General features: G+C 72.9%; 13 protein-coding genes. 9 read left to right on the forward strand and 4 right to left on the reverse strand.

The window, feature by feature from the left end:
• Positions 1-16 precede the first annotated feature (16 nt).
• On the forward strand, positions 17-2,359 hold the full coding sequence (locus HS045_RS14300) for a DUF4132 domain-containing protein (RefSeq protein ID WP_196451848.1): 2,343 nt from the start codon (positions 17-19) through the stop codon (positions 2,357-2,359).
• 23 nt (positions 2,360-2,382) lie between these two features.
• Here HS045_RS14300 and HS045_RS14305 read toward each other — a convergent pair whose 3' ends face one another.
• Positions 2,383-3,798: a DUF234 domain-containing protein gene (locus HS045_RS14305; protein ID WP_196451849.1), complete on the reverse strand. Its 1,416-nt coding sequence runs from the start codon at positions 3,796-3,798 to the stop codon at positions 2,383-2,385.
• A 318-nt stretch (positions 3,799-4,116) separates the two neighbouring features.
• Here HS045_RS14305 and gatC point away from each other — a divergent pair, with 318 nt between their 5' ends.
• The 5 genes from gatC to gatB all read left to right on the forward strand — a co-directional run bounded on the left by gatC (position 4,117) and on the right by gatB (position 9,226).
• A complete protein-coding gene (gene gatC, locus HS045_RS14310; protein ID WP_191893521.1) occupies positions 4,117-4,416 on the forward strand; it encodes an Asp-tRNA(Asn)/Glu-tRNA(Gln) amidotransferase subunit GatC in 300 nt (99 codons plus the stop codon).
• A complete protein-coding gene (gatA, locus tag HS045_RS14315; protein ID WP_196451850.1) occupies positions 4,413-5,903 on the forward strand; it encodes an Asp-tRNA(Asn)/Glu-tRNA(Gln) amidotransferase subunit GatA in 1,491 nt (496 codons plus the stop codon). Before gatC ends, gatA begins: the two co-directional genes overlap by 4 nt.
• A gap of 33 nt (positions 5,904-5,936) precedes the next feature.
• Positions 5,937-7,025, forward strand: a complete 1,089-nt coding sequence (locus HS045_RS14320; protein WP_196451851.1) for an AAA family ATPase — start codon at positions 5,937-5,939, stop codon at positions 7,023-7,025.
• Positions 7,022-7,588, forward strand: a complete 567-nt coding sequence (locus tag HS045_RS14325; RefSeq protein WP_196451852.1) for a hypothetical protein — start codon at positions 7,022-7,024, stop codon at positions 7,586-7,588. The genes HS045_RS14320 and HS045_RS14325 overlap by 4 nt, the downstream gene beginning before the upstream one ends.
• Before the next feature lie 132 nt (positions 7,589-7,720).
• Positions 7,721-9,226 carry an Asp-tRNA(Asn)/Glu-tRNA(Gln) amidotransferase subunit GatB gene (gatB, locus tag HS045_RS14330; RefSeq protein ID WP_196451853.1) on the forward strand — a complete coding sequence of 502 codons (1,506 nt, stop codon included), beginning with the start codon at positions 7,721-7,723 and terminating at the stop codon, positions 9,224-9,226.
• 142 nt (positions 9,227-9,368) lie between these two features.
• Here gatB and HS045_RS14335 read toward each other — a convergent pair whose 3' ends face one another.
• On the reverse strand, positions 9,369-10,439 hold the full coding sequence (locus tag HS045_RS14335) for a YafY family protein (protein ID WP_196451854.1): 1,071 nt from the start codon (positions 10,437-10,439) through the stop codon (positions 9,369-9,371).
• Positions 10,440-10,574: 135 nt separating this feature from the next.
• Here HS045_RS14335 and HS045_RS14340 point away from each other — a divergent pair, with 135 nt between their 5' ends.
• Together HS045_RS14340 and HS045_RS14345 are read left to right on the forward strand one after the other, a co-directional pair.
• Complete coding sequence (locus HS045_RS14340; RefSeq protein ID WP_196451855.1) at positions 10,575-10,970, forward strand: RidA family protein; 396 nt, start codon at positions 10,575-10,577, stop codon at positions 10,968-10,970.
• A 494-nt stretch (positions 10,971-11,464) separates the two neighbouring features.
• Positions 11,465-13,264: a VanW family protein gene (locus HS045_RS14345; RefSeq protein ID WP_196451856.1), complete on the forward strand. Its 1,800-nt coding sequence runs from the start codon at positions 11,465-11,467 to the stop codon at positions 13,262-13,264.
• Positions 13,265-13,285: 21 nt separating this feature from the next.
• Here HS045_RS14345 and HS045_RS14350 read toward each other — a convergent pair whose 3' ends face one another.
• Positions 13,286-14,233, reverse strand: a complete 948-nt coding sequence (locus HS045_RS14350; protein ID WP_196451857.1) for a hypothetical protein — start codon at positions 14,231-14,233, stop codon at positions 13,286-13,288.
• A gap of 350 nt (positions 14,234-14,583) precedes the next feature.
• Positions 14,584-15,744, reverse strand: a complete 1,161-nt coding sequence (locus HS045_RS14355) for a sorbosone dehydrogenase family protein (protein WP_230884035.1) — start codon at positions 15,742-15,744, stop codon at positions 14,584-14,586.
• A gap of 95 nt (positions 15,745-15,839) precedes the next feature.
• Here HS045_RS14355 and HS045_RS14360 point away from each other — a divergent pair, with 95 nt between their 5' ends.
• Entirely contained in the window at positions 15,840-16,748 is a 909-nt protein-coding gene (locus HS045_RS14360; RefSeq protein ID WP_196451858.1) for a 2-hydroxyacid dehydrogenase, read from the forward strand.
• Positions 16,749-17,041: the final 293 nt, after the last annotated feature.

A 17,041-nucleotide genomic window follows, 5' to 3' on the forward strand; every position in this document is an offset into this window, starting at 1 on the left:
TCAGTGGAGCCGTGTCATGACGTCAGCGGGCAGTTGGGACCACACGGACCCGGCCACGAGGGCTGTCTACCAGCGGTTCGACGAACTCACCGAGCAGGGACTCGACCCCGGCCCCGGCGTCGACTGGCGGGTTTACGGCGCCTACGCGCAGATGAAGCTCTGGCTGGGGCCGGAAGGCGGCCACGACTACGACGAGCGGGTGCTGCGCGTGGTCCGGTCGGTGGCCGAGCGCGACATCGACTTCACCTACCGGGAAGCGCACCACCTCATGGGCCGGGCGGAGTACTGGGTGCGGCAGGGGCACACCCGCTACGAGGAGCTGTTCCGGATCCCGCTTGCGGCGGCCCGCCGGTTCGACTACCAGCTGCGCCGGGACCTGCTGCACTGGCTGGCGTCGGGACCATGGTTGAAGGACGCGCGGGCGCTCCTGGCCGAGCAGGTGACCGAGCTGCTCACCGAACCCGCCGAGCACGGCCCGGCCGGGGTGGTCCGGACCGAGATCGGAGACACCGACCACTTCGCCCGCATGCTGGCCGAGGAGTACGGCCTGCGCCTGGTCGAGGTGCTGCCGCTGTTCCGCCACTGGAACACCGCCCGCTCGACCAAGCCCAGCGCCCGGTGGCTCAGGAACGCCGCGCGGATGCTCACTCCCGGCGCGGTCGCCCTGGTCCGTGAGCTGCTCACGCGGCTGGTGGCCTACCGGGGCGGAGACTGGGTCGTCCGCTATGACGACGAGGAGTGGTGGGACAAGGTCTTCCTCAAGGAGCAGACCATCGTCGTGGTGCGCGGCATCCTGTGGACCTGCCAGGTCATCGACGAGCGCTGGGTGACCTCGCTCGTCACCGACGTCGCGATGACCTGCGGCACCGGCAGCAACGGGATGGGCTCCACGTGCCGCTGCGAACCCGTCACCAACGCCGCCGTCGGCGTCCTGGCCCGCAGGGGCGGCCTCGACGTGATCGTCCCGCTGTCCAGGATCCAGGCGAAGGTGCGCGCGAGGTCCGTACAGAGGAATCTGAGTTTCGCCCTCGACGCGGTGGCCGGTGAGAACGGGCTGACCCGCGAGCAGCTGCTCGACCGGACGGTCCCCACCTTCGGCCTGGACGCCGACGGCGTCCGCGAGGAGAAGATCGGCGACTACCGGGTCAGGCTCTGCGCTGACGTGCCCGCCCTGCGCTACGTGAACGCCGCCGGCAAGACCGTCAAGTCGCTGCCGAAGGATCTGCGCGCGGAGTTGTCCGATCTGCGAGCCATCCTGAAGGAGCTCAAACTGGCGCAGGCGGCCGAGCGGTCCCGCTTGGAACAGGCGCTCGTCCATGAACGGACGTGGCAGTGGCGCGAGGTGACCGAATACTTCCTCGACCATCCCGTCACCGGCCCCTACGCCCGCGCCCTGGTCTGGCAGATCGCCGGCGGTCCGGCGGCCCTGCCGGTCAAGACCGCCGACGGCTGGGAACTGGCCGGCCACCGTCCTGCACCCGACGCCGTGGCAGGCCTGTGGCACCCGATCCATGCGACCGCCGACGAGGTGGCGGCATGGCGCGACCGTCTTCTCGAGGGTGGTGTACGCCAGCCGTTCAAGCAGGTCTTCCGCGAGCTCTACCTGCTGACCCCCGCCGAGGAGCGGACCGGCACCTTCTCCCGCCGTTTCGCCGGCCACGTTCTGCGCTACGGCCAAGCCCGGACCCTGCTGGGCCAGCGAGGCTGGACCGGCCGGTCGATCGGCAACTGGGACTACGAGAACGGCGGCGACCAGGGCGAGGTGGTGCGCGACCTGGCGGGCTGGCAGGCCCGCTGGGCCATGCACATCGTCTCCGGCCCCGGGGCCGAGACCACCATGCTGTGCGCCACCGAGCGCATCACCTTCCACCGCGACGGGCAACCGGCGTCGATGGCCGATCTGCCACCGCTGGTGCTGTCGGAAATCCTCCGCGAGGCCGACCTCGCCGTGGGCGTGGCATCGGTCGCCCGCGACGACCAGGCGCTGATCGGCCATGAACGCTATTGGCGCTCCCACGGCTTCGGCGAGCTGACGGAGACGGCCAAGACCCGGCGCGAGGTGCTGGCGCGGCTGCTGCCGAAACTGAAGATCGCCCCCCGGGTGGAGCTGACCGACAGGTTCCTTCTGGTACGAGGTGATCTGAAGACGTACAAGATCCATCTGGGGTCGACGAACGTTCTGATGGAGCCCAACGACGCGTATCTGTGCATCGTCCCGGCGAGCGGGCGCGCGGCCGGATCGGTGTTCCTGCCGTTCGAGGACGACGGGGGGACGCTGTCGGTGATCCTTTCGAAGGCGTTCCTCCTGGCCGACGACACGGCTATCACGGACCCGACGATCACCCGGCAGCTCGGCTGAACGACCGCTCGGACATCGTCGTATCAGTTCCAGGCGCCCATCAGGTCGTCGGGGCCGTACGAGGCGGCCAGGCCCGAGCAGGAGACCCCGTTGCGGGAGACGGCGACGAGGGGGACGGGTTCATCGGTGAGGGCGGCGCGGTGCCTGGCCAGCGCGGCCAGGTCGTGGTCGTCGAAGGCGGCGTTCTCCAGCCACTTGATCGATCCGAGGAAGCGGAGCTCCCGCGCGACCGGTCCGCGGTCGGCTCCGACGATGTCGATCTCCACATCGTTGCTCCGGGTCCAGTAGGAGCCGACCGTCGGAGCCTCCGGGAGCCTGTCGTCGGGCAGCAGCCTGGCCAGCGACTCGCGCACGAGCGGCTCGATGGCGCGTCCCCGCCAGGTGCTCCACCGTGAGACGATCCGCCGGAGGGTGAGATCGCCCCGGCGGCGCTCGATCTCGGGCATGTGCGGGTGGAGGAAGGAGAGCCAGAAGCGCAGGTAGGGATCGGTGACCCGGTAGCGGCGCTCCTTCGATGGGCGCAGGGACACGGGAAGCTCACCGGCGACCGTCCCCTTGGTGATCAGCAGCTCGGCCGCGCGGGACAACGTGCTGTGGGAGATGCCGCCCGCCTCCCGGGCGATGTTGGTGAACGTGCGTTCGCCACTGCCGATCGCCTGCAGCACCTGCCGTGCCTGTGCCCCTACCGGGAACTCGGCCGCGAGCGAGCGTTCGGCGGACACCAGGAGCGCGGAGACCGGATTCGTCAGGGCGTCGTGCAGGTACTCCCAGAGCGGCGCTCCGCGCGGCCACTCGCCGCAGATGAGGGGGAGACCGCCCGTGACGACGGTGGCGTCGAACGCGTCGGCAGAGGAGAGCTGGAGCATGCGCTGGATCTCGCGGGGGTTGAGCGGTCCGACCACCATCTCGGTTCCCCGCTGGTGGAACGGGCGCTCATGGCTGTTCAGGGCCTCCATCGTCGACAGGTCGGAGCCGATGAGGACGAGCAGGACGGGTTTCCGGCTGAGGAACCGGTCCCAGGCGCGCTGCAGAAGACCTTCGAAGGCGTCGACGCGTTCCATGAGGTAGGGAACCTCGTCGAAGACGATGATGGAGGGGCCGTCTTCGGGCAGTGCGTCCGCCAGGAGTTGCAGTGCGCCGTTCCACGTGCTCGGAGCCGTCTCGGTGAAGACGTCCTTTCCCGGCAGCCCGGAAGCGGAGACGTCGTCCATGAGCTGTCGCAGCTCGGTACGGGCATCGGCGCGCGCCGCCGTGTAGAACAGCGACGGCAGCCCGCTCCGGTTGACGAACTCCTCAGCCAGCGCCGACTTCCCGATCCGCCGCCGTCCGCGCATCAGCACGCATCTGCCGGGACGCGCCGTGGAGATCTCCGCCCGTACCTGGTCGAGCAGGGAGTCGAGCGATGCCAGTTCGTGCTCCCGGCCGACGAATCCGCCCATGCCGCCCCTAGGACTTCTTCTGTGAATACTATCGGAGCAGATACTATCTCTGTCGATAGTATCTTCAGGAGAAGCAGGACTGCATTTCGACGAAGTGTGCTCCTCCACTTCCATCACCCCGATGATCAGGGGCAGAAGCGGTGACAGGAGGGAAGGCAGGGGCCGGAACGTCACGATCGGGTCATCCGGCGGTGCCCGGAGGGCTCCGCTCCCCGGCCGGTGGGGCCCGCCCGGGAGCATAGAAGTCGGGCACGCCGAGTGACGCACTCTAGGATGAGAGTGTCCGATTGCCATTCCACGAAACGGGTTCAACGACTCATGTCCGCCATAACCCGCGACGAGGTCGCTCACCTCGCCCGGCTGTCCAGGCTGGCGCTGTCCGACGAGGAGCTCGACCACTTCGCCGCCCAGCTCGATGTGATCATCGGTGCGGTCGCCCGCGTCGCCGAGGTGGCGGCCGACGACATCCCGCCGTCCTCGCACGCGCTCCCGCTCACCAACGTCTACCGTCCCGACGAGGTCCGGCCCGGCCTGACGCCCGAGGCGGCGCTGTCCGGCGCCCCGGCCGTCGAGGAGAACCGCTTCCGCGTCCCGCGCATCCTCGGGGAGGAGGCATGAGCCTGATCCACAAGACCGCCGCCGAGCTCGGCGCGCTGATCGCGAGCGGCGAGACCTCGGCCGTCGAGGTCGCCCAGGCGCATCTCGACCGGATCGCCGCCGTCGAACCGCAGGTCAACGCGTTCCTGCACGTCGACGCCGAGACGACCCTGGCGCAGGCCCGGAGGGTCGACGAGCGCCGGGCCGCGGGCGAGGAGCTCGGCCCGCTGGCCGGCGTGCCGATCGCGCACAAGGACGTCTTCACCACCACGGACATGCCCACCACGGCGGGGTCGAAGATCCTCGAAGGCTGGCGCCCGCCGTACGACGCGACCGTGACGCGGCGGCTGCGCGAGGCCGGGCTGGTGATCCTCGGCAAGACCAACCTGGACGAGTTCGCGATGGGCTCCTCCACCGAGAACTCCGCCTACGGCGTCACCCGCAACCCGTGGGACCTGTCCCGCATCCCGGGCGGCTCCTCCGGCGGCTCGTCCGCGGCGGTCGCCGCCTACGAGGCCCCGCTGTCCACCGGCACCGACACCGGCGGCTCCATCCGGCAGCCCGCCGCCGTCACCGGCATCGTCGGCATGAAGCCGACCTACGGCGGCTCCTCCCGCTACGGCCTGATCGCCTTCGCCAGCTCCCTGGACACCCCGGGCCCGTTCGCCCGCACCGTGCTGGACGCGGCGCTGCTGCACGAGGCGTTCTCCGGGCACGACGCGCTGGACTCCACCTCCATCGACGCCGCCGTGCCGCGGGTCGCCGAGGCGGCCCGCGAGGGCGACGTGGCAGGCCTGCGGATCGGCGTGGTCAAGGAGTTCGGCGGGGACGGCTACCAGCCGGGCGTGCTGGCCCGCTTCCGGGAGACCGTGGAGCTGCTGGAGTCCCTCGGCGCCAAGGTCGTCGAGGTCTCCTGCCCGTCGTTCACCACCGCGCTGCCCGCCTACTACCTCATCGCCCCCTCCGAGTGCTCGTCCAACCTGGCCCGCTTCGACGCGATGCGCTACGGCCTGCGCGTCGGCGACGACGGCACCCGCTCGGCCGAGGAGGTCATGGCGCTGACCCGGGCGCAGGGCTTCGGCCCCGAGGTCAAGCGGCGCATCATCCTGGGCACCTACGCGCTGTCCAGCGGCTACTACGACGCCTACTACGGCCAGGCGCAGAAGGTCCGCACGCTGATCGCGCGCGACTTCGAGGCGGCCTTCCACCAGGTGGACGTGCTCATCTCGCCGACCACGCCGACCACCGCGTTCCCGATCGGCGAGCGCGCCGACGACCCCATGGCGATGTACCTCGCCGACCTGTGCACGATCCCCACCAACCTGGCCGGCAACGCGGCCATCTCGGTGCCGTGCGGTCTGGCGGACGAGGACGGCCTCCCGGTCGGCCTGCAGATCATGGCGCCCGTGCTCGGCGACGACCGCTGCTACCGGGTCGGCGCCGCCGTGGAGCGGGCCCTGACGGACCGCTGGGGCGGCGGCCTGCTGGCCAAGGCGCCCGCGCTCTAGGCGCGGACAGGGCACCGGGGAGGAAACGGGGGCGTGATCACTCGCATCGAGATCGACGGGTTCAAGTCGTTCCTGGACTTCGCGATCGACGTGCCGCCGTTCCTCGCGCTGGTCGGTCCGAACGCCGGGGGCAAGTCCAACCTGTTCGACGCGCTGGAGTTCGTCGCCGACGAGGTCGGCGGTCCCGGCGGTCTCCTCGGCGCGCGCCGGGGCGCGCCGAACGAGCAGTTCCACCGGGTCGCCCAGGGCGCTCCGGTGGCGGCGTTCACCGTCGCGGTGGAGGCCCTGGTCTCCCCGGAGCCCGGGGCGCTGCTCCCGGTCCGCCTCGACACGGGCGCGGAGATGGTGCTGCGCATCCCGAGGTCCACCGGGACGGCCGTCAGCCACGTGGCCCGGCGGCTCCCGCCGGAGCTGCTGGAGCTCATGGTCGTGGACCCGGACCCGGCGGCCACGCCCCGCCGCACGGTCGCCGCGTGGCGCCGCCACGCCCCGGTCCCGCGCGCCATGCGCGGGCGGGGCGCGCCGGCCGACCGCGGGCCGCTGGCCGCCGACGGGGCGAACCTCGCCGCGGTGCTCGGCCGGATGGCGGGTACGGCGGCCCTCGCCGACCTGGTGGCCGACCTCGCCGCGCTGGTCCCCGGCGCGGCCGGGCTGGCGCCCCGGCTGGAGCGCGGGGAGTGGCTCTTCGACCTCGTCATGGAGGGCCAGGGCGCGGTCCCGGCGGCGCTGCTGTCGGACGGGGTCCTGCGGATCACCGGCCTGCTGGCGGCCTTGCACGACCCGGACCACCCGGCCACCCTCCTGGTGGAGGAGATCGAGGGCGGCGTGCACCCCGAGCGGCTGGGGGAGCTGCTCCGGCGGGTCCGGCGGCGGGTCCGCGAGCCCGGCGGCGCGGAGCCGTACCGGCAGGTGATCGTGACCAGCCACTCGCCGGTGGTGGTCGCCGAGCTCAGCCGGACGGCGCCGGAGTCGCTGGTCTTCCTGGACGCGGTGGTGCGCGTCGACCCGGAGGCCGAGCGGACCTCCCGGGTGAGCGTGGCCAAACCGGTCCTGCCGGACGGCGAGCCGGGCACGTTCGTCTCGCCCCGGCAGCTCCGCCGCTACCTCGGCGCGGCGGCATGAGCCGCCCCCTGGTCGCCGGCCTGGTCGCCGAGGGGGACGCGGACGGAGGCTTCCTGAGCGTGGTGATCCCCCGGCAGCTCCGCGAGCTCGTGCGGGACGCGCCGTACGCGGTGGACGTCGAGGCCACCCGGGTCGCCGTGTGCGACCGCGAGCACCTGGTGGCGGCGCTGGAGGAGCTGGCGGGCGACTGCCATCTGATCTTCGCCCGGTCCGGCGACCGCGAGCGCGGCCGGTCGGACGGGATCCGCTACCACTCGCACTACCTGGTGCCGGTGGTCGGCCTGGGCGACACCGAGGCCTGGCCGCTGGCCGATCCCGCCGTGTGGGCCGGGCTGCCGGGCAGCGACCCGTCCCGGCTGCCCGCCGGTCCCGCCGACGTCGAGCGGATCGCCTACCCGCGGGAGGTGCTGGCCGCGACCGCGCCCCGGCGGGGCAAGCCGGTCGGCGACTACTTCGAGTACATCGGACGCAACATCGACCTCGCCGTCCTGGCCCGGGTCCCCGGGTACGCCGGCTGGGTCGCCGAGACGCGCAACGCCCTGAAGGGACTCGGATACCTTTGACGTCCTCCACGGCCCGCGCCGGCGGCCCACGGCGGCGGCGTGCGACCACGGCGCGGCCACGGCACGGTCATCGCAGAACACTCCGGACACTCCGGCTCTCCCGGATCGGACTGAGGAAATGGTGAACAAATCATGAGTACAGGCACGCTCATGCCGTACGACGAGGCGCTGGAGCGCTTCGAGCCGGTGCTGGGCCTGGAGACGCACGTCGAGCTCGGCACGGCCTCGAAGATGTTCTGCGCCTGCCCGACGACGTTCGGCGCGCCGCCGAACACCCACGTCTGCCCGGTCTGCCTGGCGCTGCCGGGCGCACTGCCCACGGCCAACGCCACGGCGATCGAGTCGACGATCCGGATCGGCCTGGCGCTGAACTGCTCCATCGCCGAGTGGTGCCGCTTCGCCCGGAAGAACTACTTCTATCCGGACATGCCGAAGAACTACCAGATCAGCCAGTACGACGAGCCGCTCTGCTTCGACGGCTACCTCGACGTCGAGGTGGACGGCCGGACGGTGCGCATCGAGATCGAGCGCGTGCACCTGGAGGAGGACACCGGAAAGTCCACCCACATGGGCGGCGCGACCGGCCGCATCCACGGCGCCGACTACTCGATCGTCGACTACAACCGCGCGGGCATCCCGCTGGTGGAGATCGTCACCAAGCCGATCCCCGGCACCGACCGGCTCGCGCCGGAGGTCGCCCGCGCCTACGTCACCGAGCTGCGCGAGGTCATGCGCTCCCTCGGCGTCTCCGACGTGCGCATGGAGGAGGGCTCCATGCGGTGCGACGTCAACGTCTCCCTCATGCCGCGCGGCGCCTCCGAGTGGGGCACCCGGACCGAGACCAAGAACGTCAACTCGCTGCGCAGCGTCGAGCGGTCGGTCCGCAGCGAGATCGAGCGCCAGGCCGGGATCCTCGCCGCCGGCGGCCGGATCGTCCAGGAGACCCGCCACTTCCACGAGGACACCGGCACCACCACCTCGGGCCGGTCCAAGGAGGAGGCGCAGGACTACCGCTACTTCCCCGAGCCCGACCTGGTGCCGATCGCCCCGGACTTCGCCTGGGTGGCCGCGCTCAAGACGGCCCTGCCCGAGCTGCCGCGCCTGAAGCGCAAGCGGCTCCAGCAGGAGTGGGGCGTGTCCGGCCTGGACATGGAGGCCATGCACAACGCCGACGCGATCGACCTGGTCGAGGCGACGGTGTCGGCCGGAGCGCCGCCCGCGGACGCCCGCAAGTGGTGGATGGGCGAGCTGGCCCGCCGCGCCAACGAGGCCGGCGTGCCGCTGAGCGCGCTGCGGATCACCCCGGACGAGATCGCGCGGGTCTGCGCGATGGTCGCCGGGGGCGCGCTCAACGACAAGCTGGCCCGGCAGGTGCTGGAGGGCGTGCTGAACGGCGAGGGCTCGCCGGACGACGTGGTGGCCGCCCGCGGCCTGCAGATCGTCAACGACGAGGGCGAGCTGTCGGCGATCATCGACCAGGTGCTGGCGGACAACGCCGACGCGGCGGACAAGGTCCGCAGCGGCAAGATCGCCGCCGTCGGCGCGCTGGTCGGCGGCGTGATGAAGGCCAGCCGGGGCAAGGCCGACGCCGGCCGGGCGCGGGAGCTGATCCTCGACAAGCTCGGCGTCTCCGGGTAGCCCGCCCGTGGGGCGGCCGTCCCGGACCGGCCCCGGACCGCCTCCGGACCGGCCCCGGACCGGCCCCGATCCCGCCGGGGCCCCGGTCAGGGGACGGTGCCCCGGTCCCGCTCGGCGCTCCGGCCAGGGGACGGTTCCCCGGTCAGGGGACGGTGCCCTGGCCGGGGACGGTGCCCCGGTGCGGGGACGGCGGCCTGGTCCCGACCGCGTGGTCCGCGGGAGGAGGCGGCGACGGCTCGCGGGGCGGGGCGCCGTAGCGGGTGGCGATCGCGACGGCGCGGTCGCGCAGGGAGTCGCGCAGCCACTGCGGGGCCAGGGCCTCGGCGTCCGTGGCGAGCCGCCACAGCGCCCATTCGGCGTGCCGCGGATCCTGGAAGGTCACCTCCAGCCGCAGCCGGCCGTCCGGGTCGGACTCTTCGGAGAGGACGGCCAGCGCGGTGCCCAGCAGGTCCTCCCGCCGCGCCGGGTCCACCCGCGCCAGCACGGTGACCTGGTCGCCGCCGGTCCGGAACCGCGTGCCGCGTTCCCGCCAGGCCCGGTCCAGGTCGACCTGGACCGGTCGCCGCGCGGGCTCGGAGAGCGCCTCGGCGGCCAGGACCCGGGAGAGCCGGTAGGTGCGGTCCGCGCCGGACCGCGTGGCCAGCAGGTAGCCCCGGTCGCGCACGGTGACCAGGCCGACCGGGTCCACCGTGCGCCACCGCGGGGCCTGGTCCGCGGCCGCGTAGTGAATGCGCAGCCGGTGCCCGGCGAACACCGCGCGCAGCACCTCGGCCACCACGGCGTCGGGCGCCTCCTCGTCGGCCAGCCGGCGCGAGAGGAGGTCGGTCTCCGGGTCGATGAGCAGTCGCCCGGCCGCGCCGGCCACGGTGTCCCGATAGCTCTCGGGCAGCGCGTCGACCACCTTGAGCATCGCCGAGGCGAGCGCCGAACCGAGGCCGAACGCCTGCGCGCCGCGCCGCGACCCGGCGACCAGCAGGGCGAGGGCCTCGTCGTGGCTCAGCCCGGTGAGCTCGGTCCGGAAACCGGGCAGCAACGCGAAACCGCCGTGCCTGCCGCGCTCGGCGTAGACCGGGACGCCGGCCGCGGACAGCGCCTCGACGTCGCGCAGCACGGTGCGGGTGGACACCTCCAGCTCGCGGGCCAGCGCGGTCGCGGACAGTCGGCCGTGCTGGCGCAGCAGCAGCACCAGGGAGACCAGCCGGTCGGCGCGCATGGGAAAACTCTATCGAGATACACGACACAGGATGTCGTGATTTACCGGAAAGCTGATCGTCATCACCGGAGAGACGGTGGCCACCGCGCCGGCGGACGTACGGACGCCGGCGGATCGAATGGAGCTGACAGGACGATGGAGCGAACGGCGGTCAACCCGTGGACGTGGTCGGAGGCGCTGGGGTACAACCAGGGCGAGGTCGTCTCCGGGCACACCCGCACCCTGTACTGCGCCGGGCAGGCCGCGATGGGCGACGACGGCACGCCCCGGCACGCCGGTGACATGGCGGCGCAGCTGGCGCTGAGCCTGGACAACCTGGAGGCCGTGCTCGGCGAGGCCGGCATGTCCCTGGCGAACCTCGTCCGGCTCAACGTCTACACCACCGACGTCGACCGGCTCTTCGAGCACTACGGCGTGCTGGCGGCGCGGCTGGGCGCCGCCGGGGCGGCGCCGCCCACCACGATGCTCGGGGTGGCGCGGCTGGCGATCCCCGACCTGATGGTCGAGCTCGAGGGGACCGCCGTCGCGTGATGCGACCGCGCCGGCGCGGCGGGGCCCGCGGGCGGGCCGGCGCGGAACGACGCGGTACTCCCGGCCTCCGGGCCGGGGGGCGTCGACCATGGACCGGTCGATTTGTTATCCCTTCGGGGACGGCGGCTGACCATTGTGGTTTAGGGTTGCCAAGGGGAGAAAACGTGAAGGAGGGGACGGAGGCCGTGCGGAACGCCGGAAGGCCAACGGAACCACCCACGGATCCGTTCGCCGCGGTTCCCCTGCCCTCGCACCCCATCCGCCCGGGCGCCGCCGCCGGCTCGCGGGATCCGCGCCGGCCCGGCGCGGACCGGCCGAGGTCCGGGCCGGACGGCGCCCCCGGCGCCGTCCCCGATGGCGGCCCCCGCCTCCCCCCGGGCGTCTCGCCCGACATCTTCGGGCCCTCCGGCGATCCCGGCTTCGGCCGGACCGCCGGACCGGCCGCGGGGGGAACGGGCCTGCCGGCGGCCGCGTCCCCGCCCCAGCCCTGGCGGATGGCGGCCCCGCCGCCCGAGCAGCCGCTCCCGCCCCGTCCGCCGCAGGCCGGTCCCGGCGGGCCCCCGTCCGCCGGTCCCGCCGGCGAGGGGGAGCCGGCGCCGCGCGGCCGGAGCCGGAGGCTCCTCCTCGTCACCGTGCTCCTGCTGCTCCTGGCCGCGCTCGCCTACGCGGTCCCCGCGGTCGCCATGTCCGGCAAGATCCTGCCCGGCACCCGGGTCCAGGGCATCGACATCGGCGGGCTCACCGCGACCGAGGCGGCCGACCGGCTCAGAGAACGGCTGGCGGATCGGGCGGACGAGCCGATGCTGCTCACGGCCTTCGGCGAGCGCCATGACCTGGACCCCGAGAAGGCGGGCCTCGAACTCGACGTGGTCGCCACCATCGACCAGGCGCCCAGCGACTTCCCCACTCCGGCGGAGGTGTGGCGCGCGCTCACCGGCACCACCGAGCTGGCCCCCCGGCACTCGGTCGACTCCGAGCGGCTGGACGCCGCGGTGGCGGCGCTGGCCGAGGACATCGACCGGGAGGTCGTGGAGGGCGCGGTCCGCTTCAAGGGCGTCAAGCCGGTGACCGTGAAACCCCAGGACGGCCGCGAGCTGGAGAAGGGGGCCGCGGTCGCCGCGATCCGGAAGGCCTACCTCGGCCCGGCCGGCCCGGTCGAGCTCCCGATCACGGTGATCAAGCCGAAGGTCACCGCCGCCGTGGTCGCCGAGACCGCGGCCTCCGCGGGCAAGGCCCTGTCCGGCCCGATCACCCTGACGGCCGGAGCACGGCGGGCGGTCCTGCCGGTCGGGACCGTCGCCGCCCACCTGTCCTTCGCGCCCGACGACTCCGGCGGCATGCGGCCCGTCTTCGACGCCAGGAAGGCCGTCGCGACGGTCGAGAAGGACCTGGTCGACCAGGCGCAGGCACCCCGCGAACCCACCTTCCGGATCGTCGGCGGCAAGCCCGAGCTCGTCCCGGGCCGCAAGGGCAGGGGCGTGGACGACAAGAAGCTCGCCGCCGCGGTGGCGGATCTGGTCTCCGAGGGCGGCAGCCGGACGATCCCGGTCAGCCTCACGACGGTCCGGCCGCGCACCTCCGAGGCCGAACTGCGCAAGCTCGGCATCAAGGAGAAGATCAGCGAGTTCACCACGCCGTTCGAGTGCTGCCCTCCCCGGGTCACCAACATCCGCACGATCGCCAAGCTGCTCGACGGCCACCTGGTCAAGCCCGGCGAGACCTTCTCCCTCAACGGCGTCGTCGGCGAGCGCGACACGGCGCGCGGCTTCGTCGAGGCCCCGATGATCGCCGGCGGCCGGCTGGTCCCCTCCGTCGGCGGAGGCATCTCCCAGTTCGTCACGACGATGTACAACGCGGTGTTCTTCGGCGGCCTCCAGGACGTCCAGCACATGGCGCACGAGTTCTACATCTCCCGCTACCCGGCCGGGCGCGAGTCCACGGTCTCCTGGCCGGCGCCGGACTTCCGCTGGAAGAACGACTCGCCGTACGGCGTGCTGGTGAAGACCTCGACCACGAGCACCTCGGTCACCGTCGCCTTCTGGAGCACCAAGCGCTACGAGATCGAGTCCGTCTCCTCGGAGCGCTACGACATCACCCCGTTCGAGCGGAAGACCGACAGCGGCCCGGACTGCATTCCGATGGTCGGCCAGCAGGGATTCACCATCGACGTGACCCGCGTCTTCAAGAAGGACGGCAAGGAGGTCAAGCGGGAGACGGAGAAGACCGTCTACAGGCCCGAGACCGACCTCACGTGCGTCGCCGCCCCCGCCCAGGCCCCCGCCGAGGGCGACTAGCCCCCGGAGGGAGCCCGGTGCTCACCGGTCGCGGCCGGGGAGGGGCGTGCGCAGGTCCGGCATCGCCGGCAGCGGCTCCTCGGGCTGCCAGTCCTCGCCGTCCAGGACCGAGCCGGCCGCCGGCGCCTTGATCGTGATCTTGGTCCCCCAGGCCCTGAAGACGCTGGTGGCGGTGACCTCGGTGCGCCAGCTGCCCTGCAGGCTCTGCGTCGACTCGGTGTAGGAGCTGACCAGCTTGCGGGTGCGCTGCCTGCCGTCCTGCCACAGCTTCCAGTCGATGACGAGGTCGCCGGTCGCCCCCTGCGGCTTCTCGACGAGCAGCCGTCGCAGGGAGGGCGAGGCCGCATAGAGTTTGCGGACCGTGATGGACCCCGTGCGGAGGGTCGTGGAGACGCCGTCGATCTTTCCGCCGCGGCGCTGCTTCTCCGTGGTGGCCAGCAGGCCCTTGAGCGTGGAGGGCTCCAGGACGTTGACCACCGGGGAGGGGAGGCCGTCCGCGTCCGGCCAGCGCAGCCAGGTCTTGCCCGCGGGCAGCGTGCCTTCGTAGACGTCGCCGGAGGTGTAGGACGCGTTGCGCGTCGTGATGGCCCGCATCCCGAGATCGCCGTAGGTGAAGTCGGAGGCCGCCACACCGGAGGCGCCGAACATGTACGCGCCCGCCGCCCGGAGCGGGAAAGTGAACGTGTTCCCGCCGTCGGTATGCCGGGTGGTGATCGTCTCCGTGGCCTTGACGCCGCGACCGGCGACGAACTGACGCTTGAGCGCGGCCACCGCCTCCGTGGCCGAGGCCCGCGCGTACCGGCGCTTGAGCACGGCACGGGCTTCCTTGGGAAGGGCCCGCGCCTGCTCGCGCTCGGACGCGATCACCGGTCGCTTGGGAGCGGCCTGCGCGTGCGCGGGCGCGACCAGGGCCGGTGCGGTCGTTGCGGCGGCGACCGCGACGGTGACTGTGGCGATCCATCGCCTCATGGATGTACTCCCTGTAGATCCCCTCTTCCATGAGGGGATGGAAATCGTCCGGACGCGGGACTCCTCGCGTCCGTGAACGTGTGCCTACAGAGGGTAAACGATCCCTTTGTGTCGAATGTACGGGTAAATGAGTTTTCGGGGCATTTCACCCGTGATTCCGGCTTCAGCGCCCGGCCTCTCCGGTCCGCCACCGGATAGGCCTCGCCGTAGGCGTCCCTGAGGTAGAGGGGCCGTCGGCCGCCCGGTCCCCGTGCCGCCCCCGCTCTTCGCGGCCGGTCGGGCGGCCGGTCGGCCGATCGGGCGGTCGGCCGGTCGGTCGGGCGCCGGCCCGCACCGCGCCCGTGCCGGGGTCAGGGGACGAGCGTGAAGAGGCGGTCGTCGCCGGAGGCGGGCGAGCCGCGGCCGTCCTTGTTGCTGGTGCCGAACCACAGGGAGCCGCCGGGCGCGGCGGCGACCGCGCGGAGCCTGCCGTACCGGCCGGTGAAGAGCGGGGCGGGCGCGCCGGCCGCGCCGTCCGCGGAGAGCGGGATCCGCCAGAGCCGGGCGCCGCGCAGGGCGGCCATCCACAGGGAGCCGCCGGCGTAGGCCAGGCCGGAGGGGGAGGCCTCGTCGGTGCTCCAGGTGGCGATCGGGTCGATGAAGCGGGAGTCGCCGCCGGTGCCCTCGACCTCGGGCCAGCCGTAGTTGCCGCCCTTGGTGATCAGGTTGAGCTCGTCGAAGGAGTTCTGCCCGAACTCGCTGGCGTACATCCGCCCCGCCGGGTCCCAGGCCAGGCCCTGGACGTTGCGGTGGCCGTAGCTCCAGACCACGCTGGAGAACGGGTTGCCGGGGGCGGGCCTGCCGTCCGGGGTCATCCGGAGGATCTTGCCGGCGAGGGAGCCCCGGTCCTGGGCGAGGGAGCGGTCGCCGACCTCCCCCGTGGAGGCGTACAGGTGGCCGTCGGGACCGAACGCCAGACGGCCGCCGTTGTGGATGGCGCCCTTGGGGATGCCGTCGAGGACGACCGCGGCGCCGGTCAGGGTGCGGTCGTAGCGGTAGCGCACGATCCGGTTGTCGGAGGCGGCGGTGTAGTAGAGGAAGACGTGCCGGTCCTCCTCGAACGAGGGGGAGACCGCGACCCCCATCAGGCCGCCCTCGCCGTCCGGCCGGACACCGTCGACCTTCGCGACCTCGGTGACCTTTCCGGCCGCCGTCACCCGGAGCAGCCGGGCGGTGTCCCGCTCGGTGACCAGCGCGTCGCCGCCGGGCAGGAACGCGATCCCCCACGGCACCGCGAGGTTCCCCGCCAGGACGCGGGGCGCGGCGGCCGGTCCGGGCTCCTGGGCCGGAGAGGCCGCCGGCGGTGACTCCGCCGGCGCCTGCGGCGGTGACCCCGGCGGGGAGGACCGGGCCGGCTGGGAGACCGCGGGGGCCGGGGTCTCCGAGCACCCGCCCGCCAGCGCGGCGGACGCCGCGACCACGAGGGCCGCCCAGCGTGTGCGGCCCGTGCCGTATGAGGTCGTGCCGGTCATGGGCCTCTCCCGTCGCGTCCGTCCCGCTGCCCCTCCATCCCTACATGATCGGTGCCGCGGACGGGCCCGGGGCGCGCAGGGTGATAATTCGTGCCATGAAGATCTGGGTGCCCTCCGAGGCCGCCGCCGGCGTCCTGAGCGATCTGCCCGACGCGGAGTGCGTCGTCTACGACGGTTCCGGGCCGGCGCCCGCGGGGGCGCAGGAGGTCGAGGTCTGGATCCCGCCGCTGGTCGCGGTGGAGGGGATCGCGGAGCTGCTGGGCCGGATGCCCCGCCTGCGGCTGCTGCAGACCGTCACCGCCGGCGTGGAGCCGTACCGGCCGCACCTGCCGGAGGGGGTGACGCTGTGCAACGCGCGGGGCGTGCACGACGCGGGCACCGCCGAGTGGGCGGTCGGCGCGATGATCGCGGCCCTGCGGGGGTTCCCCGGCTTCGTCCGGGCCCAGGAGCGGGGCGAGTGGACCTACCGCCACACGGGCGTGCTGGCCGACTCGACCGTGCTGATCGTCGGGTACGGCTCGATCGGCGCGGCCCTGGAGCGGCGGCTGGCCGGGTTCGAGGTGGAGGTGGTCCGGGTGGCCAGGACCGCGCGCGAGGGCGTGCACGGGCAGGACGAGCTGCCCGCGCTGCTGCCCCGGGCGGACGTGGTGGTGCTGCTGGTCCCGGCCACGCCCGACACCGCCGGGCTGGTCGACGCGGCGTTCCTGGGGGCGATGAAGGACGGCGCGCTGCTGGTGAACGCGGCCCGGGGAGGGGTGGTGGACACCGGCGCGCTGGTGGCCGAGCTGGAGAGGGGCCGGATCCTGGCCGCGCTCGACGTGACCGACCCCGAGCCGCTGCCGCCCGGCCACCCGCTGTGGACGGCCCCCGGGGCCTTCCTCACCCCGCACGTCGCGGGCAGCACCCCCGCCTCGGCCCGGCGCACGCTGCGCCTGCTCCGTTCGCAGCTGCTGCGCTACCTCGCAGGTGAGCCGCTCAAGAACGTCATTACCGGATCTTACTGACACAGCAAGGCAGGCGAGAAAAGGAATCCGGACCGTGGCTGCTCCGTGACCTTCGGTGGATATCGTGGTCTCCGGCGACCCTGATCGCCCGCATGGTTATCAGAACGGTGACGACTGCGGTGTTGTCACCTCCCGCGCTCAACGGAGAGCCCACACTGGCCCTGTGCTCTTTCGAGGATCTCGCAGGACTTGTCGGGTTCCGGAGGACTTCGGAGGACACGGAGACACAGGACGACGTGCCCGAGGGGCACCGCGAGCGCGACGGACAGAGGAACGCCGCGCGAGCGGGACGA

This window comes from Planomonospora sp. ID82291 (genome assembly GCF_015711645.1).
Classification (GTDB): domain Bacteria; phylum Actinomycetota; class Actinomycetes; order Streptosporangiales; family Streptosporangiaceae; genus Planomonospora.

What these genes read in the sequence shown, in the direction of transcription:
- HS045_RS14300 (WP_196451848.1), top strand. Translation starts at nt 17, where the DNA reads ATGACGTCAGCGGGCAGTTGGGACCACACGGACCCGGCCACGAGGGCT.
- HS045_RS14305 (WP_196451849.1), bottom strand. Translation starts at nt 3,798, where the DNA reads ATGGGCGGATTCGTCGGCCGGGAGCACGAACTGGCATCGCTCGACTCC.
- gatC (WP_191893521.1), top strand. Translation starts at nt 4,117, where the DNA reads ATGTCCGCCATAACCCGCGACGAGGTCGCTCACCTCGCCCGGCTGTCC.
- gatA (WP_196451850.1), top strand. Translation starts at nt 4,413, where the DNA reads ATGAGCCTGATCCACAAGACCGCCGCCGAGCTCGGCGCGCTGATCGCG.
- HS045_RS14325 (WP_196451852.1), top strand. Translation starts at nt 7,022, where the DNA reads ATGAGCCGCCCCCTGGTCGCCGGCCTGGTCGCCGAGGGGGACGCGGAC.
- gatB (WP_196451853.1), top strand. Translation starts at nt 7,721, where the DNA reads ATGAGTACAGGCACGCTCATGCCGTACGACGAGGCGCTGGAGCGCTTC.
- HS045_RS14335 (WP_196451854.1), bottom strand. Translation starts at nt 10,439, where the DNA reads ATGCGCGCCGACCGGCTGGTCTCCCTGGTGCTGCTGCTGCGCCAGCAC.
- HS045_RS14340 (WP_196451855.1), top strand. Translation starts at nt 10,575, where the DNA reads ATGGAGCGAACGGCGGTCAACCCGTGGACGTGGTCGGAGGCGCTGGGG.
- HS045_RS14345 (WP_196451856.1), top strand. Translation starts at nt 11,465, where the DNA reads ATGGCGGCCCCGCCGCCCGAGCAGCCGCTCCCGCCCCGTCCGCCGCAG.
- HS045_RS14350 (WP_196451857.1), bottom strand. Translation starts at nt 14,233, where the DNA reads ATGAGGCGATGGATCGCCACAGTCACCGTCGCGGTCGCCGCCGCAACG.
- HS045_RS14355 (WP_230884035.1), bottom strand. Translation starts at nt 15,744, where the DNA reads ATGACCGGCACGACCTCATACGGCACGGGCCGCACACGCTGGGCGGCC.
- HS045_RS14360 (WP_196451858.1), top strand. Translation starts at nt 15,840, where the DNA reads ATGAAGATCTGGGTGCCCTCCGAGGCCGCCGCCGGCGTCCTGAGCGAT.